The sequence below is a fragment of the Pseudomonas putida genome (assembly GCA_041879295.1).
Classification (GTDB): Bacteria; Pseudomonadota; Gammaproteobacteria; order Pseudomonadales; family Pseudomonadaceae; genus Aquipseudomonas; species Aquipseudomonas putida_Y.
In genome coordinates, this window is sequence record CP047152.1 from 3,319,483 (window position 1) to 3,341,571 (window position 22,089).

Sequence of the window (22,089 nt, forward strand, 5' to 3'; positions counted from 1 at the left end):
TGCATCGATATACAACAGAGTAATTCCCTGGCGCCACCACTGATTTGACTGCACTACACCGCAGCGACTGCCTCGATTTCCACCAGCATGCCGTCCAGCGCCAGCCGTGGCACCGGTATCAACGTGCAGGTCGGTTTCATGCGCGTTCCCCAGGCCCTGTCGGCCTCGGCCACCCATTGGCCCAGGCGCGCTTCGGAGTGCTCGACAATCAGCAGGGTCAGCTTGAACACCTGGGCCAGGCTGGCACCTTTCGACGCCAGGGCCAGTTCCAGGTTAGCCAGTGCCTGGCGAGCCTGTTCGGCGAACACAGGTGACAACCGGCCATTGCTCTCCTCCCCACCCTGGCCGGCGATGAACAGTAGACGGCTGTCAGCGCGCACTTCGGCGACATGGGAGTAGGCGTTGCCACTGGGGTCGTAGAGGCCTTCGGGGTTGCTTAGCTGGAATGCGTTTGATGGGGTCACGACAAGCCCTCGCTCGGTTGGAAGAGCGCCGGAGTATCGGACCTTAAGCTAACTCGAGGTCAAGCACCAAGTAGGACATTTCGTACAAAACACCGTCATGTCAGAACCACGCGTGTGTTTGCGCGGTGGCTGTAAGGCCGTAGGCTCTGTACGAAAAGTCTTGAGACGCAGGTCAGGCAAGGCGAATACAGCCGAGGAACGGCCGGGGTCGCGCCCGACTGTACTGGAGTACATGAGCATTCCGAGGCTGTTTTCAACGCAGCATCAACAAGTATCAAGGCTTTCCGTACAGAGCCTAGAGTGCAAAGCCCGGCATGGAGGCCTTTAACCAACAAGGAAAAACCGATGAGCAAATTTGATTTTCAGCTGGCCTATACCATCAAGCCGCACAACGCTCCACGCGATGAAACCGATGCGGCACAGGCACGTCTGCACCTGCGGGAAAAGCTCGGCCTGGACACCGTCGAGCACATTGAAACCACGTTGCTTGGCATGATCACGCTCAATGGCACCAGCCTCGCTGACCGCAAGCGTGAAGCTGAAAAGCTGGTCCGCGACTACATCCATGACGCGCTCAAGGAATTGCGCGTACTGTCTACCGTGAAATTCTACGGGTGCCTGATGGTGGACGGGCTGGGCCCTGCCATACGTTTCGACATCCTGCCTAAATAAACCTCGAAGGCCTCAGGCGCCCCCGCGCCTGAGGCCGCAAACCTCATTTCTCCTGCAGCACCGCCCTGCCCTTCACCGCCCGCGGCCCGCGCCAGGCCCAGAACAGCAAACCGGGGAATGGTGCGTAGACCACGAAGACGATCCACAGCATCTTGCGCTCGGCGCGCCGTTCACTGCCGATGATGTGCCAGATGGCCCAGATCTCCAGCAGAATGACCAGGGCCGCAATGATGATCCAGATTGTACCGATTTCCATGAGCGCTCTCCCAATGGCATGTAATGGGTTGGGTTGCTGCAAGCGCTGAGGGTTCAGATTGATTTGACTCGCCACACCTCTTTGCAGGCGCGGCGATAGGGCCTCATTGCCGTGGTGCGTTCTCCAGTGCAGCCTTCAACGCCGCTGCATCGGTAAACGCCCGCTGGCTGACCAGCACGCCCTGCTGCAGTTGCAACCACTGCACCTGGCCATCCTGCCCGGGGTAACGGCTGGCCACTCGCCCTTCTCGGTCGAGCAGCACCCGGTAGCTGTAATCGCGCATGGCCGGTACAGCAAACAGTTTGCTGATCAGTGCAGGCATGCGCTGGATGTCGGCCACAAATACGGCGCTACGTGCTTCCAGGTAGCCCTTGGGCTCCTCGGCCAATGCCGCCTTGACCAGCTTGGCACCGTCCATATCGCGTGCCACCAGCAGAATCTGCGTGTCGGCATCCAGGCTGTAGGCCTGGTCGTACTGGTCGAGCAGTGTGAACGGGGCGAGCTTGTCGCCCTGCTCCAGGGCGTTGGCCAGCAACGGCAACAGGCTGAGCAACACTACAGCGGCATATTTCATCAGGGGCATCCTCAATGACGGGAATGTCAGCATAGCGACAAAGCACCAGGACAGGCAGGTTGCCTGAACACGACCTGTAATACGACACCGCCACCAGGGAGATTGTCTTTCCCCCGGGCACCGTCCACACTCTGCGGGCCAGCCAGGAAGCGGAGTCCAGAGTGCCCACGCCACGCCAGTTCAGCAAAAAAACCAGCACCAGCAACATGCTACGGCTGAAAACAAGCAGCGCCAATATCCAGGCGCCCTATCGGGTCGACTTTATCCTGCTCGAACACTTCTCGATGGCCAGTTTCACCGTGGCCATGGACGTGCTGGTCACGGCAAACCTGCTGCGTGCCGACAGCTTCCAGTTCACTCCGCTGTCGCTGGACGGCGACCGGGTGCTCAGCGACCTGGGGCTGGAACTGGTAGCCACCGAGCTGTCCGCCGCGGCGCTGAAGGAGCTGGACCTGTTGGTGGTCTGTGGCGGCTTGCGCACACCACTGAAGTACCCGGAACTCGATCGCCTGCTGGACGATTGCGCGGCCCACGGCATGGCCTTGGGCGGCTTGTGGAACGGCGCCTGGTTCCTTGGCCGCGCCGGGGTACTGGACGACTACGGTTGCAGCATCCACCCCGAGCAACGCGCCAGCCTGTCCGAGCGCAGCCCGCAAACCCGCATCACCCCGGCCAGCTTTACCCTCGACCGTGACCGCCTCAGCGCCGCCAGCCCCAATGGCGCCATGGAGCTGATGCTGGGCCTGGTGCGCCGGCTGTATGGTGATGGCCTGGCCGAAGGGGTCGAGGAAATCCTGTCATTTTCCGGTGCGCGCTACCGCCAGGTGGGTCCTGGGGCGAAGAAGTCCATGAGCCTGCACCTGCGCACCATTGTCGAGCTGATGGAAAACAACCTGGAGGAAACCCTCAGCCTCGACCAGTTGGCCGCCTACAGCGGGCGCTCGCGCCGGCAGATCGACCGCCTGTTCCAGGCCCAGCTGGGCACGTCGCCACGGCGCTATTACATGGAGCTGCGCATCACCAAGAGCCGCCGGCTGCTGCAGTATTCCGACCTGTCGGTGATGGAAGTGGCAGTGGCCTGCGGGTTTGTCTCGGTGTCGCACTTCAGCAAGTGCTATGCGGCGTATTTCGGCTACCCGCCGTCGCGCGAGCAACGGCTGGGCGAGTGACCGAGGCTCTTTGAGTCAGCCTAGGCGCTCGAGCAGTCTCACGTACGAGGTTCGAGCTGGATATACCGCAACACCGCATCACAGATCATGGCTTTGTGGCGCAGCTTTACCTGCTCATCAGACAGGTCGATCTGGAAGATCTCGCCAAAGGTATGGCGGTTCGACACCCGGTAGAAGCAGAACGAGCTCATCAGCATGTGCAGGTCGATGACCTCGATGCCGGCGCGGAACACGCCTTCCTGCACGCCGCGACGCAGGGTGTTGCCCAAGGCCTCCAACACCAGGCTGCTCATTTCGCGAATGGCCGGTGACTGCTTGACGTACTCGCCATAGTGGATGTTTTCGGTGCAGATGATGCGCACGAAATCGACGTTGCGGTCGTGGTGATCGAAGGTGAACTCCACCAGCCGACGAATCGCCTGCTCAGCCGGCAACGACTCCAGGTCCAGGCTCTGCTCGGTCTTGCGGATATCCCCGTACAACTTCACCAGGCACTCGCAATACAGCTGCTCTTTGCTGCCGAAGTAGTAGTAGATCATGCGCTTGGAAGTGGCGGTGCGTTCGGCAATGGCGTCGACGCGGGCGCCGGCCAGCCCTTGCTGAACGAACTCGTTGATGGCGGCCTGGAGGATGTCCTCGCGTGTTTTCTCAGGGTTGTTCTTGCGCGTTTTGCGCACCCCTTCGGTTTCAGGCTGGCCGAGGCCGACTACGGAATCACTCATACCCACTCACAGGCTGTTTATTGGAATGCCGGGATTATCCGTTAGCGCGACCATGCAGGGAAGCACGCTGTTGGTCGGGTAGCCATGATGCCTTGGGCTCGAGCAGCGCGGTCAGCCTGCGGGCACTGATCATCAGCCAGGCGCACAGTCAGTTACGCTGGGCAGTCGCGGGCGCCGGCGCGGGCGTCAGGCGCAGCACGCGGTTACGCCCACCTTCAGCGAGCAGATAACCCCCGATACCATCGGCGATGATCGCCTGGGGAGCCTTGAGGAAAGTCAGCACCGTTTGCTGGCTACCATCGGCATCGATGCGCAGCAGGCGCGCACGGTGTGTGTTGTCCTCGCTGATCCATAGGCCACGTTGATCACAATACAAGAACGTAGGGTTACGCAGACCGTCGATCACCACCGGGTCGCTGCCATCGTCGGACAGGGAGCGGACCCTGCCATTGGCCTTTTCGGTGTACAGCAGGCGGCCGTCGCTGCAGCGGGTCAGGCCTTCGGTTTCGGTCAGGCCGGACCGCAGTACATCCAGCTGACCGCTGCTCCAGTCATAGCGCATCAGGCGACCATTGCCCTTGCGGTCTTCGATGGCATAAAGATAGTTGCCTTCGTTCCAGAGGCCTTGCACGCTCTCGCCGTCGAACAGCCGGGTGACCTGGCCATCGAGGGACAGGCTGACAGGTGCCAGGCCACCTTCCTGGCTGAACACCCAGCCGCCCTGTGCCGCGACCATACCATCGGGCTTGGACAGGTTATCGATCAGCACGACGCGCTCGCCCGTAGCCGTGATCTTGAGGATGCTGCCCCGGCCGTCATCCAGTTCACGGCTGACCAGCAGGCTGCCATCCGCTTGCGGTAACAGCGAGGCGGCTTTGGTTACGCCGCGATGCAACACCTCAACATCCCAGCCGGTAGCGGCCTGGACCGGGTAGAAACTCTGCCACGCGAAGAAGCCCAAGGTGGCCGCGAGCAGCCCGGAGGTGGCAGTCATGGCGATGCGGGCGCTGCGCTTGCGCAGGATGTGCGGCATGAAGGGGCTCCTCGGAATCGTTGCGGATCCTAGCAAGCGAATGTGAAAAAAATGTCGAAAGCTGCACAAACGGGTGCTGCAGGACCCGCCGATCTCAGCCGATGGCGCCTCCAACAACGATAGGCACCCCGCTACTAAAAACAAAAGGATATAAAAATAACTAAACAATCTAACAAACTGGAATATATAAATTGAAAGCCAAACGCCACCTCCTTAGCCTGGGCAGATCGCCTCTCACCCGATTCAAGGAGCAATGCCCATGCCCAAACATGCCTTCTCCCCACTACGCCGTCTGCTGATCGGCGGTTTACTGGCCAGCGTCGCCAGCGCCCTGCTGCCCTGGTCCGAAGCCATTGCCGACGACGCCAGGACACTGCGCATCGGCTACCAGAAATTCAACAGCATCAACATCCTCAAAGGCAGCGGCGCCCTGGAGAAGGCCCTGGCACCGCAAGGTGTGAAGGTCAGCTGGCATGAGTTCGCCGCCGGCCCCCAGCTACTGGAGGCACTGAGCACCGGCGCCATCGACCTCGGCCACGCAGCCGATGCCCCCTCGGTGTTCGCCCAGGCCGCCGGCAAGCCTGTGGTCTACCTGGCCGCCGAACAACCCTACCCACGCGGCATTGGCCTGGTCGTGCGCGAGCAAGACCACCTGGCCAGTGTGCAGGACCTGAAAGGCAAGCGCGTGGCCACCGGCCGCGGCTGGAATGCCCAATACCTGCTGGCCGTAGCCCTGCAGCAGGCTGGCCTCAGTTACAAGGACATTACCCCCGCCTACGTCAACAATGCCGCCGATGCCGTGGCCGCCCTGCAATCGGGCAGTGTGCAGGCCGTGACCCTTTGGGACCCGTTCCTCGCCGCAGCAGAAAGCCAGCCAGGGTTGAGAAACCTGCGCGACGGCAGCGGCCTGTCCAACAACCGCACCTTCTACCTGTCCACAGCCCGCTATGCCGACGAGCACCGTGCACTGCTGAAAACCTTCTTTGCCGAGCTAGGCAAGGTCAGCCAGTGGGCCAACGCCAAGCCTGCCGAAGTTGCCGCGCTGCTGGCACCGCAGCTGGGGATCAGCACCCAGGTGCTGGAAGTGGCCAGCGAACGGCGCAACTACAACGCCGTCGCTATCACCCCGCAGATCGTTGCCGAACAACAGAAGCTGGCGGACACCTTTCAGGGCCTGGGCCTGATTCCACGCAAGCTACAGGTGGCCGAAGCGGTGTACCCGGCTTCCGTGTTGCCTTGAACGGAGCGCGCTGACCATGCCCCGCCCGATCCGCTTCAACGCCTTCAGCATGAACGCTGCCAGCCACCAGTCCCCTGGACTGTGGCGCCATCCGCGCAACACCAGTATGGCGTTCAACCGCCTGAGCTACTGGACCGACCTGGCCCGCCTGCTCGAACGCGGCCTGTTCGACGCCCTGTTCATCGCCGATGTGCTGGGTATCTACGACGTCTATCAAGGCAGCCCGCAAGCCGCTCTGCGCGGTGGCGTGCAGGTGCCGGTCAATGACCCGCTGCTGCTGGTGCCGGCAATGGCCGGGGTGACCGAGCACTTGGGTTTTGGTGTCACCTTTTCGCTGACCTACGAACACCCCTACCCCTTCGCCCGGCGCATGTCCACGCTCGACCACCTGAGCAATGGCCGGGTCGGCTGGAACATCGTCACCGGGTATCTGGACAGCGCTGCGCGCAACCTCGGCCTGGCGCATCAACTGGGCCACGACCAACGCTACGACCTGGCCGAGGAATACCTGCAGGTGCTGTACAAACTGTGGGAGAAAAGCTGGGACGACGACGCCGTGCTGCTGGAGCGTGAAAGCGGGCGCTATATCGAACCCTCGCGGGTACACCCGATCAACCATGTGGGCGAGCACTTCCAGGTGCCCGGCATGCACCTGTGCCAGCCGTCGCCGCAACGCACCCCGGTGTTGTTCCAGGCCGGTGCGTCGGCACGCGGTCAGCAGTTTGCCGCACGGCATGCCGAATGCGTGTTCATCAGCGGGCCAACGCCGCCGGTGCTGCGCCGCTACGCCGACGGCATCCGCCAGGCCTGCGAAGCGGCCGGGCGTGGCCGTGACGAAGTGCTGATCTACGCCCAGGCGCTGTTGATCGTCGCCCCCACGCGGGAAGAGGCCGAGGCCCGCTTTAACGACTATCGCCGCTATGTTGACCTGGACGCTGCCCTGGCGCTGCTGTCAGGCTGGACCGGTATCGACTTCGCCGGCCTCGACCCCGATGCACCGATCGAGTACGTCGAGAACGATGCTGGCCGTGCCGCCCTCGCAGCCTTTACCGCCGCCGACCCAACTCGCCGCTGGACCGTACGCGAAGCCGCCGAATTCGTTGGCCTGGGCGGCCGCGGCCCCGTGCTGATCGGCACTGTCAGCGAAGTGGCCGACCAGCTGGAAACCTGGCTGGACCATACCGGCATCGACGGTTTCAACCTGACCTACGCCGTGCAACCGGACGACCTGGCCAATGTAGTCGACCTGCTGGTGCCCGAGCTGCAACGGCGTGGCCGCTACCCGCTGAGCTACATCGAGGGTCCCCTGCGCCACAAGCTGTTCGGCCGCGGTAGCCAGCTGCCCGAACGGCACGTTGGGCGTCAGGTCAGTATTCAGCGATCAAATACCGGGTATTCCAACATTTAATTTGTGGATGGCACGCACTCGACCCTATTCTGTGGCCACATCCCCTGCGCCGCACCGGCCGGTGCGGTTCAAGGCATGGGGAGAGAACAACAAGTCGAGATCGTCCATGTCGAACCATTCGTACTTCGCCCCACACGGTGGGCACCCGGCTCAAACCGAGCTGCTGACTGACCGTGCCATGTTCACTGAAGCCTATGCCGTCATCCCTAAAGGCGTGATGCGTGACATCGTCACCAGCCACCTGCCCTTTTGGGACAAGATGCGCATGTGGGTCATCGCCCGCCCGCTGACCGGTTTTGCCGAAACCTTCTCCCAGTACATCGTCGAACTGGCCCCGGAAGGCGGCAGCGAGCGCCCTGAGCTGGACGCTGATGCGGAAGCCGTGGTGTTCATCGTCGAAGGCGAACTGGACATCACCGTCGAAGGCAAGCACCACACCCTGGTACCTGGCGGCTACGCCTTCCTGGCCCCGGGCGCCGAGTGGAGCCTGCGTAACAACAGCAAGTCCAACGTCACCTTCCACTGGCTGCGCAAGCACTATCAGAAGGTTGAAGGCCTGGATGTACCGGAATCCTTCGTCACCCACCGCGACAACGCCACCGTCATCGAAATGCCGGGCACCGAAGGCCGCTGGAAAACCACCCGCTTTGTCGACATGGCCGACATGCGCCACGACATGCACGTGAACATCGTCACCTTCCAGCCGGGCGGTGTGATTCCGTTCGCAGAAACCCACGTGATGGAACACGGCCTGTACGTGCTGGAAGGCAAGGCAGTGTACCGTCTGAACCAGGACTGGGTCGAAGTGGAAGCCGGCGACTTCATGTGGCTGCGCGCCTTCTGCCCGCAAGCCTGCTACGCTGGCGGCCCAGGCAACTTCAGCTACCTGCTGTACAAGGACGTGAACCGTCACGTACACCTGACGCTGAACCCTAAACGCTAAGCCCAGGCTGATGCCCGCAAGCCCGCCAACCTGGCGGGCTTTCTGTTTGCCGCGCATACTGAAACACCCACCCCTGCAGGGTACGGCCATGAACCGCTACCTGCTGATCGCGACCTTGCTGCTGTGCACCTCTGCCCTGGCCACCGATGGCTGGAAACTCGCCTACGACCGCGAAGGCATTCGCGTGTACCTGAAAGACCCAAGCGCCTCGCCCTACCCGCAGTTTCGTGGTGTCAGCACCATGAAAGCCAGCGTGCGCACGCTTACTGACCTGCAGGATAACCTGCGCGTAGCCTGCAAGTGGCTGTACGCCTGTGACCAGCTGCGGCTGCTGGATGTGGAAGGTGATAGCACCTGGGTATACCTGACCACCAACCCACCATGGCCGACGAGGCCGCGAGACATGGTGCTGAAAGTGACCAGCGAACGCCTGGCCGACGGTACCCTGGTGCGCCACCTGAGCGCCGAGCCCGACAGAATCCCCAAGGTTGACGGACTGATCCGGGTACGGCACCTGAGTGGCAAGTGGCGGATGAAGCCGCTGGGTGAGCGGGTGACCGAGGTGACCTACCAGTTGCAGGCCGCCCCTGCCGGGGATGTGCCGAGCTGGCTGGCCAACCGGCTAATGGTGGATATAGCGGTGGTGACGCTGCGTACCTTGCGAGCGGTGGCTGAGCGCCAACCTTGAGTATGCTGGTCGCCGCCATCCGCCGGGCTTCGCTCTGGAAGATCACGCCGTACCACGGTACGTACTACAGAAAATAAAAAACGCGGGATGTGCGCAAGGATCGAGACCTTGAATCAGGTCCGGCGAACAGGGAGCGTGACGGGTGTGGGAGCGGGCTTGCCCGCGATGCAGGCTGCGCGATGGAAGGCAAAGGGCTTCACCTGTATTCGCCGGACAACCTCACAGTGATCGTGCTGGCTTTGAGTGCTGTGCAAGAGCATCTTCCACAGATCGTCAGATCCCACCGCCCGCCAGCAACTGCGCCATCACCTCAGCCAACGCCTTGACCATTGCATCCGCGGTCGGCCGGTGCACGATGACGATCTCATAACTGTCGACCTCCGGCAGCCCTTGCCCGGCCCCCAACACCCTGTGCTCGCCGGTGGCCGCCCTTGGCGGCAGCAGGCTGATACCCATGCCATCGGCGACCGCGGCCTGGATGCCACTGAGGCTGGAACTGGTAAAGCTGATGCGCCAGCGCCGGCCCATGCCTTCGATGGCGTTGATCATGTCCTCGCGATACAGGCCACGTGGCGGAAAGGTGACCAACGGGATCGGGTCCAACTCGAAGGCAGGCGTGCGCGCGCTGTCGATCCACTGCAGACGCTCTGGCCAACAGGCCACGCCCTCACGGCTGTTGCGTCGTTGCTTGAGCAGCACCAGGTCAAGCTCGCCATTGTCGTAGGCCTGGCTCAGGTCGCGGCACAAGCCGCTGGTCACTTCGAGCTTCACCTGTGGGTGCAGCCGGCTGAATGCCGACAGCGCATTGGTGGTACGCCCGCCAACGAAGTCCTCGGGCACGCCAAGCCGTACCGTGGTGCCTACCATCGCCCCGGCCAGGGCTTCAAGCATCTGATCGTTCAGGGCAAGCATGTGTCGGGCATAGCCGAGCAAGGTCTGCCCGGCGTCGGTCGGCAGCACATCACGGTTGCCCCGCACCAACAGGCGGTGGCCGACCATGTCTTCCAGGCGGCGTACCTTCTGGCTGATCGTCGACTGGGTCGAATGCAAACGCGCAGCAGCGGTAGTGAAGCTGCCGCAGTCGGCTACTACGACAATAGCGCGCAGCAGATCGAGGTCGAACAAGGCTCTATTCGATTTCACGCTGATGGACATCTGGATATTCAACTAATGAATGGCAAGTCTGCGTTCTATCACGGCTAGTCACCGAGGGCCACTCCTTCCCGCCGAGGATCGGCACCGCCTGACCAACCCTCGCCGCTGCGCTGGATGATCTGCATGCCGCTGGTCATGGTCATCGGCGTCACCTCATGGCCCCAGGCTGCCAACTGGCGGATCAGCGCCGGGCTGCTCAGCCCTGCTTCCACTTCGGTGCCGGCATTGCGACTGCCGAAGTTGGGCAGGCCAGCGGCCTGTTGCGGGTCGAGCTGCCAATCCAGCAGGCCGACCAGTGCCTTGTTCACGTAACCGATGATCTGCGAACCACCCGGCGAACCTAGGCTCGCGACAAACTCGCTCGTGGCACGCGAGAACACCAATGTCGGCGCCATGGCCGACAGCGGCCGTTTGCCCGGCTGCACCCGATTGGCCACAGGTTTGCCGTGCTCGTCGGGGATGAACGAGAAATCGGTCAGCTGATTGTTGAGCAGGAAGCCCTTGACCATCAGGTGCGAGCCAAATGCGGCCTCCACCGAGGTGGTCATGGCCAGGGCCTGGCCGCTGTCATCCACCGCACTGAGGTGAGAGGTGGAGATACGCAGTGGCGAGCGGTCGGGCGCAAGTGCCAGGTCCGCTCCTTGCGGGTGGCCCGGACGGGCGCGCTTCATGCTGTGCTCGCCGATCAGCGCCGCGCGGCTGGCCAGATAAGCAGAGTCGGTCAGGGCCTTGACCGGGACGGGCACGTAGTCGCTGTCGGCCAGGTACTGAGCGCGGTCGGCGTAGGCCAGGCGCTCGGCCTCGGCGATCAGGTGCACGGCCAAGGGCGGGGCTTCCAGGCGGGCCGGGGACGAAGTGGCCAGCGGTCGCAGCGCTGCCAGGTCGCGTTGCGGCGCGGTGCGCTGCACGGCTTCGAGCAGGCCCAAGGTTTGCAGGACGGTCACCCCACCCGATGAAGGTGGCGGCATGCCGCAGATCTGCCAGGCCTTGTAGGGACCGCACAACGGCTCGCGCTCCTTGGCCTGGTACCGCTGCAAGTCCTGCAACGACAGATAACCGGCATTGGCGTGGCTACGCACCTTGGCGACGATGGCTTCGGCAATTTCACCGCTGTAGAACACCTCGGGCCCCTGTGCGGCGATCTGCTCGAAGGTATGAGCCAACTCAGGGTTGCGCAGGATCGTTCCCACCGCCAGCGGCGTGCCCTGTTCATCGAGGAAGTAACGGGCCATGGCGGGTGAGCGTGCAATATAGGGATCCCCGGCCAGTAGCGTGTGCAGGCGCTCGGAAACCGCGAAGCCGTTGCGTGCCAGGGCGATGGCCGGGGTGAACAGGGCGTGCCAGGGCAACTTGCCATGCTGCTCGTGGACCTGTTTCAGGGCACGCAGCACCCCGGGCACGCCCACCGAACGCCCTCCGATCTGCGCCACCCGGAACGGCATGGGTGTGCCATCGGCTTGCAGGAACAGTTTTTCCGTCACCGCCGCAGGTGCTGCCTCCCGCCCGTCGAATGCCTGCACGCGCTTGCCATCCCAGTACAGGATGAACGCCCCGCCACCGATCCCACTGGACTGCGGCTCGACCAGTGTCAGCACCATTTGCATGGCGATGGCGGCGTCAATCGCACTGCCGCCGGCACGCAGCATCGCCCGCCCCGCTTCACTGGCCAGCGGGTTGGCTGCGGCGACCATGTGCCGGCTGGCGTGCACCGGCTGCAAACCGCTACGGTAGCCAGAGGCCAGTTCCGGTGGTGCGGGCAATACCTGGTCGGCCCCGGCCCAGTCACTGGCAGCCAGCAGGCACAGAACGCAGATCAGCGGGGTGGGATATTTCATCGTCAAGCGTCCTGCCTTCACCTATTCAGCGAAGTACTGTCGGTCATAGGCAGTCTCGACTTCAAGCCTTGGTGCAATTACCGGCAAGCCATTCGCTGACCAATACAGCCTTTGCTCTCTGCGTGAGTGCCAGGTTTGCGCAATGACAGATCAGGTCACTTCTTCGAACGGCAGCCCCACATAGTTCTCGGCAATGTTCACCAGCCCCGCCGGCGAGCTCAGGAAGTACTCGCGGTCAGCTTCCTGCATCTTCTGGTCCCAGGCGTCCTTGTGGCTACCGAAGTCATGCAGCAGTTGGGTCATGAACCAGCTGAAGCGCTCGCCCTTCCACACGCGGCGCAGTGCCAGCGGCGAGTATTGCGCCAGCAGGTCGACGCGCCCTTCGTGGTACACCTTGACCAGAATACGGTACAGGTAGTTGACGTCCGAGGCCGCCAGGTTAAGGCCTTTGGCACCGGTAGGGGGGACGATGTGCGCAGCGTCACCCACCAGGAACAGGTGACCATACTGCATGGGTTCGACCACCAGGCTGCGCAGCGGCGCAATACTTTTTTCCAGGGCTGGGCCGGTAACCAGGTCAGCCGCCACGTCGGCGGGCAAACGGGCTTTCAGTTCGTCCCAGAAACGCTCGTCAGACCATTCCTCAACCCGGTCTTGCAAAGGTACCTGCAGGTAGTAGCGGCTGCGTGTTTGCGAGCGTTGGCTACACAACGCAAAACCGCGCTCATGGTGGGCGTAGATCAGCTCGTGATTGACCGGTGGCGTGTCCGACAGCAGGCCCAACCAGCCAAACGGGTAAACTCGCTCATACTGTTTCAGCACGCCCTCCGGGATGCTCTGCCGCGAGATGCCGTGGAAGCCGTCGCAGCCGGCGATATAGTCGCAGTCAACCCGCTGCACCCGGCCATCCTTTTCGAACGTCAGGTAGGGCTTCTGGCCTTTCAGTTCATGCGGCTGGACATTGCTGGCGGAATAAATGATCGGCGCACCACTGGCTTCACGGGCCTGCATCAGGTCACGGGTGACTTCGGTCTGGCCGTACACCATCACCGTCTTGCCCCCGGTCAGGGCCTTGAGATCCAGACGTTGACGGCGCCCGCCAACCAGCAGTTCGACACCCTCGTGCACCAGGCCTTCACGGTCCATGCGCTCGGCCACGCCGGCCTCACGCAGCAGGTCGACCGTACCTTGCTCCAGCACCCCGGCACGAATGCGGCCCAGTACATATTCTGGGGTCTGGCGTTCGACGATGACGTTATCGATACCGGCCTTGTGCAGCAGCTGGCCCAGCAGCAGGCCAGACGGACCTGCACCAATAATTGCAACCTGAGTTTTCATTGTTGTTGTCTCTGTTCGGACGATACCGGCCCGGAACTGGCAGCGGGGCGGCATCTGCTGTTAGGGTTTGCCATTGCATTTTTAATGGCAAAAAATGCCGCTTAAGTGTGCTATTCCATAAAAAAACTGCACTTTTACGAAAAGCGTTCGATTAACGGACAGGTCAGCCCAGATGAAATCCACCCTCCCCGGCGTCCCGTTGTTCAAGCTGTACGGCGAAAATCAGGCCTGGCCCGGCACCGACCTGCTGCACTGCGAATCAATCCCGGCGCGCAGCCGCCTGCATCACTGGGAGATCAAGCCGCACCAGCATGCCGAGCTGTTCCAGCTGCTGTATGTACAGCGTGGCCAGGCCCAGGTGGAGATCGAGGGGGTGCGCAGTGCCATCGGCGAAGCGGCGATCCAGGTAGTGCCGCCGATGACCGTGCATGGTTTTCGCTTCAGCGCCGATATCCAGGGCTATGTCCTGACCTTTGGTACTGCCCTTGTAGCGAACCTGGAACAGCGCCTGGGCGCGCCACTGACGGTGCTGGCACAACCTGCGTGTTACCCGCTGGGCCATGACCGCGTGCACCTGCGCAGCCTGGTCGACACCTTGCAGCAGGAGTACCAGGGCAATGCCCCGGCTCGCGCAGCGATGCTCGAAGCGTTGGTGACCGCGCTGATGGTGTGGATCAGCCGCCGCCAGCAGCAAGGGCTGGCGCCGCGCAACCGCGATGAACGTGACCGGCTGTTGCTGGGGCAGTACTTGCGCCTGGTCGAAGCGCATTACCGCGAGCATCTATCGGTTGAAGATTATGCCGCGCGGCTGAATGTTCCGAGCTTGCAGCTGAACCAGCTGTGCCGGACGCTGAGTGGCCAGACTGCGTTGCAGGTGGTGCACCAGCGGTTGTTGCTGGAGGCGCGACGCAACCTGATCTACACGCGGATGAGCATCGGGCAGTTGTCGGACAGCCTGGGGTTTACCGACCCGACCTACTTCGCCCGGTGGTTCAAGCGCTTGAGTGGGCAGACACCCAATGGGTATCGCAGATCGGGGCTGTCTGAATAATCCATGCCGGCCTCATCTTGACGTATACGTCAACCTGCCCTCAGGATATCCGCATACCCTACGTCGAGCCCGAGCATGAGCACTCAGACCTACAGCATCTCCGACCTGTCCCGCGAGCTGGACATCACCACCCGCGCAATACGCTTCTATGAAGAACAGGGACTGCTCAGCCCTGAGCGTCGTGGCCTGGAACGTATCTACTCACCGCGCGACAAGGTCAGCCTGAAGCTCATCCTGCGCGGCAAGCGCATCGGCTTTTCCCTGGCCGAGTGCCGTGAGCTGATCGAACTGTACGACCCCACCAGCGGCAACCTCAAGCAGCTCAACAGCATGCTGGCGAAAATCGCCGAGCGCCGTGCCCAGCTGGAGCAGCAGATGCTGGACATTCACCAGATGCAACTGGAACTGGACACCGCCCAGGAGCGCTGCGAACAAGCCCTGGCCGCCACCCTGAACAACAAAGACAACCGCTGAACGCCACAGGAAACCCGCCATGTCCTTGCCCAAACACGTCCGCCTGGTCGAAGTCGGCCCCCGCGACGGCCTGCAGAACGAAGCCCAGCCCATCAGCGTCGCCGACAAGGTACGCCTGGTCAACGACCTCACCGAAGCGGGCCTGGCCTATATAGAAGTGGGCAGTTTCGTGTCCCCCAAGTGGGTGCCACAAATGGCCGGCTCTGCCGAGGTTTTCGCCGGCATCCAGCAGCGCCCCGGTGTGACGTATGCCGCACTGGCGCCGAACCTGCGTGGTTTCGAGGACGCCCTGGCTGCCGGGGTGAAGGAAGTGGCGGTCTTCGCTGCCGCCTCCGAAGCGTTTTCGCAGCGCAACATCAATTGCTCGATCAGCGAAAGCCTCAAGCGTTTCGAACCCATCATGGACGCTGCGCGCAGCCACGGCGTGCGCGTGCGCGGGTATGTGTCTTGCGTGCTGGGCTGCCCTTATGAGGGCAAGGTCAGCGCCGAGCAGGTGGCCCCGGTGGCCCGCGCCCTGCACGACATGGGCTGCTATGAGGTCTCGCTGGGTGACACCATCGGCACCGGAACCGCAGGCGACACCCGGCGCCTGTTCGAGGTGGTGTCGGCCCAGGTACCGCGCGAGCAGCTGGCCGGACACTTCCATGACACTTACGGCCAGGCCCTGGCCAACGTCTATGCCAGCCTGCTTGAAGGCATCAGCGTGTTCGACAGCTCAGTAGCCGGGCTGGGCGGCTGCCCTTACGCCAAGGGTGCTACCGGCAATATCGCCAGTGAAGACGTCGTGTACCTGCTGCAAGGGCTTGGCATTGAAACCGGCATCGACCTGGGCCGGCTGATAGCCGCCGGCCAGCGCATCAGCAGCGTGCTGGGCCGCGAAAACGGGTCGCGGGTAGCACGGGCCTGCAGCGCTCAATAGGTCACACGGGTGTCACATTGGTGTGGGTGAAGTGTTACCTCCCGCACATTTCACAGCAAAAAATCGGGTAACAGGGAAACAAATCGGCAGAATTTCAGGCTGGGCGGTGTCGACCAAAATTCTTAACTCATTGATTTTAAAGGGTTTTCAAAAGTTGGCACGCACCCTGCTATATCTCTGGTACAACAACAAAAAAAACGCGATACCCAATAAAAACAACAGGTAACGGCTCTGACATAACAAGAACAACACGGCAGAGGCGTAGCAAGCAGATTTTTTTGGAGTCGACACGCTTTTCAGGGGTTCGCCCCGCGGTCTGGCACAGAACAATAAAACTACCTCAAGGTAGCGGCAGCCAGGTTCGGATCAGCGATGATGACAGCAGGTCAGCGCTCAAAAAAATACGTTTGCTCTTGACCCCGCATGGGGGTCGCCCGCAGCACCAGGACAAGCCGACAAAAACAACAATAGGCCGGTCCCAATAATAAAAAAAGAGCAGGCAACAACGCTTTGAGGGGAGCTTCGGCTCCCCTCAGTGCTTCCTGCCCTCTTCCTCCTTCTGCTTCTCCTCATCCTTTCCTTCGACCTTCTCCACCAGCAACGGCATCGTGCCCAGTACCAGCAGGGCCAGTACCGTGCTGATCAGCGCCGTGGCTTCGCGTCCCATGCCAGCCGCCATACCGATGGCAGCCGTCATCCATAGCCCGGCAGCGGTCGTCAGCCCCTTCACATGGCTGGTGTTCTGGCCGTTACCCTTCAGAATGGTACCCGCACCGAGAAACCCGATACCGGCAACGATGCCTTGGATCACCCGGCTTAGCGCCTGGTCATCGGCCCCCGCCATGCTGGGTGACAGCATGAACAGGGCAGCGCCCAGCGAGACCAGCATGTGGGTACGCACCCCGGCAGACTTGCCCCTGTGTTCACGCTCGAAGCCCAGTATTGCGCCAAGCACAGCAGCCATCAGCAAGCGCACAAGGATTTGCGTGACCTCGCGCTCATCGGTGACATCGGCGAATTCGGCCTGGATTGCTTGCCAGATGACATCCATCGCGGTGCTCCCCTGCCTGAGCATATGGTTTCAGGGTTGACCTCTTCACGCAGTGCAAAGTGCCGCTCAGCCTACCGATGCAGCAACTGGCCCCTGACCGCGGTCCACCCTGTAACCACCCCAGGAGGATCCCACCATGCCCATTGAAATCGACGAAACCACCCGCCGCTGCACGCTGATTGGCGAAGGCTTGCGCATCGAGGGCGAAGGCCCGGACATCGAGATCATCACCGACGAGCAGTTGCGCATGTCGGTGGCCATTCTGGCCGGCCAACGCGTGCCGATCACGGAAACCGAAGCCGATACACTGACCGTGGCGGGTGCGGTGGATAGCCGCAGGCATCTGAAGGCCAGCGCGCCAGGCTCGGTGATATGAGGCCTGGCGGGGCTATGCGGCAAATCTGATATGGTTTTTATCGTAAAATCTGAACCTGTGCTGATAACAGCTTCAGCGCCATAGTGCTCATGCCTGATCGAGGCCTGATGAGCAGCGAACCATGAACGATAGAATCCCTTTTACAGAGATCGCCACCGCCCCAGCCAGCATCCAAGCGCGACGCACCGACAGCGGCATCCATACCCGCAGCTTTACCGGGCTTTACCGTAACCTGCGCATCGGCTTTGCCGGCGCCCTGTTCGTGCTGTTCTTCGGCACGGCCTGGCTGAACTGGAACGGCCGCCAGGCCGTACTGTGGGACCTGGGGAACAGCAAGTTCCACATCTTCGGCGCCACCTTCTGGCCACAGGACTTCATCCTGCTGTCGGCGCTGCTGATCATCTGTGCCTTTGGCCTCTTCGCCATCACCGTCTACGCCGGGCGTGTCTGGTGCGGTTACAGTTGCCCGCAAAGTACCTGGACCTGGCTGTTCATGTGGTGCGAAAAGGTTACCGAGGGCGACCGCAACCAGCGCATCAAGCTGGCCGCGGCGCCCTGGAGCATGAACAAACTGGCCCGTCGCACGCTCAAGCACAGCCTGTGGTTGGCCATTGGCGTGCTCACGGGGCTGACCTTCGTCGGCTACTTCACCCCGATCCGGCCACTGGCCGCAGAATTGCTCACCTTGCAACTGGGCGGTGTGGCACTGTTCTGGGTGCTGTTCTTCACGGCCGCTACCTACATCAATGCCGGCCTGCTGCGTGAAGCGGTGTGCCTGCACATGTGCCCGTATGCGCGCTTCCAGAGCGTGATGTTCGACAAGGACACCCTGGCGGTCGCTTACGACCCGCGTCGTGGCGAAGCCCGTGGTCCGCGCAAGAAAGGCAGTGATGTCGGTGCCCAGGGACTGGGCGACTGCATCGATTGCACCCTGTGCGTGCAGGTGTGCCCCACCGGCATCGACATCCGTGATGGCTTGCAAATGGCTTGCATCGGCTGTGCCGCGTGCATCGACGCCTGTGATGGGGTAATGGACAAGATGGGTTACGCCCGCGGCCTGATTGGCTACAAGTCCGAGCACAGCCTGCAAGGCGGTACCACGCACTGGCTGCGCCCGCGCCTGTTGGGCTACGCTGCCGCACTGCTGGTCATGATCGGGGCACTGGTGGTGGCCCTGCAGATGCGCCCGATGGTATCGCTGGATGTGATCAAGGACCGCGGCCTGTTCCGTGAAAACGCCCAAGGCCAGATCGAGAACATTTACCTGCTCAAGGTCATCAACAAGACCGAACGTACCCAGCACTATCAATTGCGCCTGCTGGACGCTGACGGTTTCACCCTGCAGGGCAGTAGCGCACTGGTCATCCCTGCTGGCGAAATGAGCGAACTGCCGGTGTCGGTGGCGATGCTCGCCGAGCGCCCGACCAGCAGCTCGCAGACGCTGAGCTTTGAAATCAGCGAGCGTGACGACCCCGCTATCCGCAGCGTGGCGCACAGTCGCTTCGTCGCCCCCATGAACCGCTGATCCCTTACACTCACCCCACCTTGCCTGCCAGGCTGGACAGAAGGCCAGAATGAAACGCTACGAACGCTTCGCCGATGACATTGCCGAACTGATCCGCTCCGGGGTGCTGGGCCCCGGCCAGCGCGTGCCGTCCGTACGCTACGCCAGCCAGACCCACGGGGTCAGCCCGTCTACCGTGTTCCAGGCCTATTACCTGCTGGAACGCCGCGGGCTGATCCGCGCCCGGCCGCGCTCCGGGTATTTCGTCAACGCCCACGTGCCGCGTCAGTTCTGCGAGCCGCAAGCGCTGCAGCCGGTGAGCGAGTCTACCGATGTCGACGTCAGCGCCTTGGTATTTTCGATCCTCGACTCGATCAAGGACCCCAACACCATTGCCTTCGGCTCAGCCTTTCCCAGCCCTGAGCTGTTCCCGCTGCAACGCCTGTCGCGCTCACTGGCCAGTGCCAGCCGCAGCATGGACCCGCGCATGGTGGTGACCGATCTGTCCCCCGGCAACCCGCAGCTGCGCCGGCAGATCGCCCTGCGCTACATGGTCGGTGGGCTGATGCTGCCGATGGAAGAGCTGCTGATCACCAACGGCGCACTGGAGGCCCTGAACCTGTGCCTGCAGGCCGTGACCCAGCCGGGCGACCTGGTCGCCATCGAGGCCCCGGCCTTCTATGCCTGCCTGCAGGTGCTGGAGCGGCTCAAGCTCAAGGCCGTGGAAATCCCCGTGCACCCGCGCGAGGGCATGGACCTGGGGGTGCTGGCGCAGACCCTGGAAAAGCACCCGGTAAAGGCCGTGTGGTGCATGACCAACTTCCAGAACCCGGTGGGTGCAAGCATGCCGGAGGCCAAGAAACAGGCCCTGGTGGAGTTGCTGGCGCGCCATCAGGTGCCGTTGATCGAAGACGACGTGTACGCCGAGCTGTACTACTCGCAACAGGCGCCCAAACCCGCCAAGGCCTTCGACACTCAGGGCCTGGTCATGCACTGCGGTTCGTTCGCCAAAAGCCTGGCACCGGGCTATCGCATTGGCTGGGTGGCCGCCGGGCGCTTTGCGCAGAAGATCGAGCGGTTGAAACTGATGACCTCCCTTTGTGCCTCCATGCCGGCCCAGGCGGCCATCGCTGACTACCTGCAACACGGCGGCTACGACCGCCACCTGCGCAAGCTGCGCTACGCGCTGGAGGGCCAGCAGGCCAACATGCTGGCAGCCATCGCCCGCCACTTCCCGGCGCAGACTCGGGTCAGCCAGCCCTCCGGCGGCTACTTCCTGTGGCTGGAACTGCCCGAGCAGATGGATGCCCTCAAGCTGTTCCACATGGCCCTGGCCCAAGGCATCAGCATCGCCCCTGGGCCGATCTTTTCGCCCACCCGACGCTTTGGCAATTGCATCCGCCTGAACTACGGCAGCCCCTGGCATGACGGCGCCGAACAGGCGATGGAGACCCTCGGGCGGATCATTCGCTCGTTCTGATAGCGAGGGGCCAGAGGGACGACTATAGTTGCTCGGTCCGACCATCAGGCCCTCGTCATGCAGCCAGATACGTCCTTTGCCCGATTGCAAGCGCGTGTCGCAGAACTGGAAGCACGCCTGGCAGAACGCGAAGACAGCGCTCAGGCGCATGACAGGCTGCTTGGAGAACTGCTCGACAACAGCCCGGCCAACGTGTTTGCTGCCGACCGCAGGATGCGCCTGTTGGCCATCAACCGCACGGCGCGCGAAACCTTCGAGCGTTACCGAGGCTTCGTGCCGCAGATTGGTGACTACGTACCCCAGTTCCTGACCGGTCAACCCGACATCATGGGCCGCCTGGCCCCGATATGGCCGCGCATACTGGCAGGGGAAGCGTTCATCGACACCGTCACCTTCGGGCCGGACGACGCACCACGCCACTACGAAATTCGCTATCACCCGTTACTCGATGCTCAGCAGCGAATTCAGGGCGGCTACCTGTTCGCCTATGACATCACGCAGCGCGTGACCGAACAGGAACGCCTGCAGCAGGCCGAAGAAGCACTGCGCCAGGCGCAGAAAATGGAGGCGGTCGGCCAGTTGACCGGCGGGATTGCCCATGATTTCAACAACCTGCTGGCCAGCATCCTTGGCGCCCTGGAACTGGCCGGGCAGCGTCTGGTGCAGCAACGCGTGGCGGACACCGCGCAGCTGCTTGAACTCAGCCGGCACAATGCCCAACGCGCCGCAGCCTTGGTGCAGCGCTTGCTGGCATTCTCACGGCAGCAGACGCTGGTCCCGCACCGGGTCGATGTGCAGCAACTGGCGGCCGGTATGCACGACCTGATCAGCAGCTCCACCGGCCCCTATGTCGACTACCACGACCAGACACATGCCGGGCTATGGCCCATCCGAATAGACGCACAGCAACTGGAAAATGCGCTGCTCAACCTGTGCATCAACGCCCGTGACGCCATGCCGCTTGGCGGCACCTTGAGCATCGGTTGCGCCAATGTCGAAGTGCAAGGCGCCGAAGCCAGACAGCTGGGCCTGGCCGCTGGCCAGTTTCTGCGTATACGCGTTGAAGACACTGGCATGGGCATGTCCAAAGCAGTGATGCAGCGCGCCCCTGAGCCCTTCTTCACCACCAAGCCGCTCGGCCAGGGCACTGGCCTTGGGCTCTCCATGGTCTACGGCTTTGTGCGGCAATCCGGGGGCCAGCTGGTCATCGATAGCACCCCTGGCCAGGGTACGGCCATCAACCTGTATCTGCCCCGCGATGAAAGCGTCGCCGCCGCTTCACCCAGCCCCCACGTCGAGGGGCCTGCGCCTGCGGCCTCGCTTCAGCAGCGCGTATGCAAGGTGATGCTGGTGGAAGACGAGCCGGCCCTGCGCCTGGTCATGCTGGAGGTATTGCTGGACCAGGGCTATGAAGTTCAGGCATTCGAAGATGGCCGCCAGGCATACAAGGCCTTGCAGGAAGCCCCAGCGCCGGACTTGCTGATTACCGATGTCGGCCTGCCCGGGGGAATCGATGGCTACCAACTCGCGGACGCCTGTCGAGCTATTGCGCCGCATGCAGCGGTGCTGCTGATCACAGGGCATGACCCTGCGCACAGTATGGCAAATGCGCGGCCCGACCGGCGCACCGAACTGCTGGCCAAGCCATTCGATCTTCAGGCACTTGCCCAGGCGCTTGAACGGCTGCTGGGGAGCACCGCCCAGTCGCACTGAGCGGCTATTCGCCTACAGGTGAAC

Annotated in this window: 22 protein-coding genes; 13 read left to right on the forward strand and 9 right to left on the reverse strand. The window is 62.5% G+C overall.

What is annotated here, in order from left to right:
- Nucleotides 1-53: 53 nt before the first annotated feature.
- The gene (locus GST84_15280; GenBank protein ID XGB13614.1) at nucleotides 54-464 is read right to left on the reverse strand and encodes a RidA family protein; all 411 of its coding nucleotides are present in this window, start codon (nucleotides 462-464) and stop codon (nucleotides 54-56) included.
- A gap of 345 nt (nucleotides 465-809) precedes the next feature.
- Here GST84_15280 and GST84_15285 point away from each other — a divergent pair, with 345 nt between their 5' ends.
- Nucleotides 810-1,136, forward strand: a complete 327-nt coding sequence (locus GST84_15285) for a hypothetical protein (protein ID XGB13615.1) — start codon at nucleotides 810-812, stop codon at nucleotides 1,134-1,136.
- A 43-nt stretch (nucleotides 1,137-1,179) separates the two neighbouring features.
- On the opposite strand, the gene GST84_15290 is transcribed toward GST84_15285, so the two are convergent.
- Together GST84_15290 and GST84_15295 are read right to left on the reverse strand one after the other, a co-directional pair.
- On the reverse strand, nucleotides 1,180-1,392 hold the full coding sequence (locus GST84_15290) for a hypothetical protein (protein ID XGB13616.1): 213 nt from the start codon (nucleotides 1,390-1,392) through the stop codon (nucleotides 1,180-1,182).
- A gap of 103 nt (nucleotides 1,393-1,495) precedes the next feature.
- A complete protein-coding gene (locus GST84_15295; protein ID XGB13617.1) occupies nucleotides 1,496-1,966 on the reverse strand; it encodes an FAD/FMN-containing dehydrogenase in 471 nt (156 codons plus the stop codon).
- 161 nt (nucleotides 1,967-2,127) lie between these two features.
- Between GST84_15295 and GST84_15300 the strand changes: the two genes are divergently transcribed.
- On the forward strand, nucleotides 2,128-3,135 hold the full coding sequence (locus tag GST84_15300) for a helix-turn-helix domain-containing protein (protein ID XGB13618.1): 1,008 nt from the start codon (nucleotides 2,128-2,130) through the stop codon (nucleotides 3,133-3,135).
- Between the two features lie 38 nt (nucleotides 3,136-3,173).
- Here GST84_15300 and GST84_15305 read toward each other — a convergent pair whose 3' ends face one another.
- Both GST84_15305 and GST84_15310 read right to left on the reverse strand, forming a co-directional pair.
- Entirely contained in the window at nucleotides 3,174-3,857 is a 684-nt protein-coding gene (locus GST84_15305) for a TetR family transcriptional regulator (protein ID XGB13619.1), read from the reverse strand.
- 148 nt (nucleotides 3,858-4,005) lie between these two features.
- The gene (locus GST84_15310) at nucleotides 4,006-4,890 is read right to left on the reverse strand and encodes a hypothetical protein (protein XGB13620.1); all 885 of its coding nucleotides are present in this window, start codon (nucleotides 4,888-4,890) and stop codon (nucleotides 4,006-4,008) included.
- 259 nt (nucleotides 4,891-5,149) lie between these two features.
- On the opposite strand from GST84_15310, the gene GST84_15315 reads away from it, so the two are divergent.
- The 4 genes from GST84_15315 (at nucleotide 5,150) to GST84_15330 (ending at nucleotide 9,169) form a co-directional block, all read left to right on the forward strand.
- Complete coding sequence (locus GST84_15315; protein XGB13621.1) at nucleotides 5,150-6,130, forward strand: aliphatic sulfonate ABC transporter substrate-binding protein; 981 nt, start codon at nucleotides 5,150-5,152, stop codon at nucleotides 6,128-6,130.
- A 16-nt stretch (nucleotides 6,131-6,146) separates the two neighbouring features.
- Entirely contained in the window at nucleotides 6,147-7,538 is a 1,392-nt protein-coding gene (locus tag GST84_15320; GenBank protein XGB13622.1) for an NtaA/DmoA family FMN-dependent monooxygenase, read from the forward strand.
- A 106-nt stretch (nucleotides 7,539-7,644) separates the two neighbouring features.
- A complete protein-coding gene (locus GST84_15325; protein XGB13623.1) occupies nucleotides 7,645-8,481 on the forward strand; it encodes a (S)-ureidoglycine aminohydrolase in 837 nt (278 codons plus the stop codon).
- Between the two features lie 88 nt (nucleotides 8,482-8,569).
- Nucleotides 8,570-9,169: a lipid-binding protein gene (locus GST84_15330; GenBank protein ID XGB13624.1), complete on the forward strand. Its 600-nt coding sequence runs from the start codon at nucleotides 8,570-8,572 to the stop codon at nucleotides 9,167-9,169.
- A 273-nt stretch (nucleotides 9,170-9,442) separates the two neighbouring features.
- Here GST84_15330 and GST84_15335 read toward each other — a convergent pair whose 3' ends face one another.
- The 3 genes from GST84_15335 to pobA all read right to left on the reverse strand — a co-directional run bounded on the left by GST84_15335 (nucleotide 9,443) and on the right by pobA (nucleotide 13,497).
- Nucleotides 9,443-10,324, reverse strand: coding sequence for a LysR family transcriptional regulator (locus GST84_15335; GenBank protein ID XGB13625.1), 882 nt, complete (start codon nucleotides 10,322-10,324; stop codon nucleotides 9,443-9,445).
- 44 nt (nucleotides 10,325-10,368) lie between these two features.
- Nucleotides 10,369-12,159: a gamma-glutamyltransferase gene (ggt, locus tag GST84_15340; protein XGB13626.1), complete on the reverse strand. Its 1,791-nt coding sequence runs from the start codon at nucleotides 12,157-12,159 to the stop codon at nucleotides 10,369-10,371.
- A 150-nt stretch (nucleotides 12,160-12,309) separates the two neighbouring features.
- On the reverse strand, nucleotides 12,310-13,497 hold the full coding sequence (pobA, locus tag GST84_15345) for a 4-hydroxybenzoate 3-monooxygenase (protein ID XGB13627.1): 1,188 nt from the start codon (nucleotides 13,495-13,497) through the stop codon (nucleotides 12,310-12,312).
- 172 nt (nucleotides 13,498-13,669) lie between these two features.
- On the opposite strand from pobA, the gene GST84_15350 reads away from it, so the two are divergent.
- The 3 genes from GST84_15350 to GST84_15360 all read left to right on the forward strand — a co-directional run bounded on the left by GST84_15350 (nucleotide 13,670) and on the right by GST84_15360 (nucleotide 15,941).
- The gene (locus tag GST84_15350) at nucleotides 13,670-14,548 is read left to right on the forward strand and encodes a helix-turn-helix domain-containing protein (GenBank protein ID XGB13628.1); all 879 of its coding nucleotides are present in this window, start codon (nucleotides 13,670-13,672) and stop codon (nucleotides 14,546-14,548) included.
- Nucleotides 14,549-14,623: 75 nt separating this feature from the next.
- Nucleotides 14,624-15,022 carry a MerR family transcriptional regulator gene (locus tag GST84_15355; GenBank protein XGB13629.1) on the forward strand — a complete coding sequence of 133 codons (399 nt, stop codon included), beginning with the start codon at nucleotides 14,624-14,626 and terminating at the stop codon, nucleotides 15,020-15,022.
- Between the two features lie 19 nt (nucleotides 15,023-15,041).
- Entirely contained in the window at nucleotides 15,042-15,941 is a 900-nt protein-coding gene (locus tag GST84_15360) for a hydroxymethylglutaryl-CoA lyase (protein ID XGB13630.1), read from the forward strand.
- 532 nt (nucleotides 15,942-16,473) lie between these two features.
- Here GST84_15360 and GST84_15365 read toward each other — a convergent pair.
- Entirely contained in the window at nucleotides 16,474-16,992 is a 519-nt protein-coding gene (locus GST84_15365) for an MgtC/SapB family protein (protein XGB13631.1), read from the reverse strand.
- Between the two features lie 136 nt (nucleotides 16,993-17,128).
- Between GST84_15365 and GST84_15370 the strand changes: the two genes are divergently transcribed.
- The 4 genes from GST84_15370 to GST84_15385 all read left to right on the forward strand — a co-directional run bounded on the left by GST84_15370 (nucleotide 17,129) and on the right by GST84_15385 (nucleotide 22,065).
- A complete protein-coding gene (locus GST84_15370) occupies nucleotides 17,129-17,368 on the forward strand; it encodes a DUF3203 family protein (GenBank protein XGB13632.1) in 240 nt (79 codons plus the stop codon).
- 121 nt (nucleotides 17,369-17,489) lie between these two features.
- Nucleotides 17,490-18,893 carry a cytochrome c oxidase accessory protein CcoG gene (gene ccoG, locus GST84_15375; GenBank protein XGB13633.1) on the forward strand — a complete coding sequence of 468 codons (1,404 nt, stop codon included), beginning with the start codon at nucleotides 17,490-17,492 and terminating at the stop codon, nucleotides 18,891-18,893.
- 49 nt (nucleotides 18,894-18,942) lie between these two features.
- Nucleotides 18,943-20,352: an aminotransferase class I/II-fold pyridoxal phosphate-dependent enzyme gene (locus tag GST84_15380; GenBank protein XGB13634.1), complete on the forward strand. Its 1,410-nt coding sequence runs from the start codon at nucleotides 18,943-18,945 to the stop codon at nucleotides 20,350-20,352.
- A 57-nt stretch (nucleotides 20,353-20,409) separates the two neighbouring features.
- Complete coding sequence (locus tag GST84_15385) at nucleotides 20,410-22,065, forward strand: PAS domain-containing protein (GenBank protein XGB13635.1); 1,656 nt, start codon at nucleotides 20,410-20,412, stop codon at nucleotides 22,063-22,065.
- Nucleotides 22,066-22,089 lie beyond the last annotated feature (24 nt).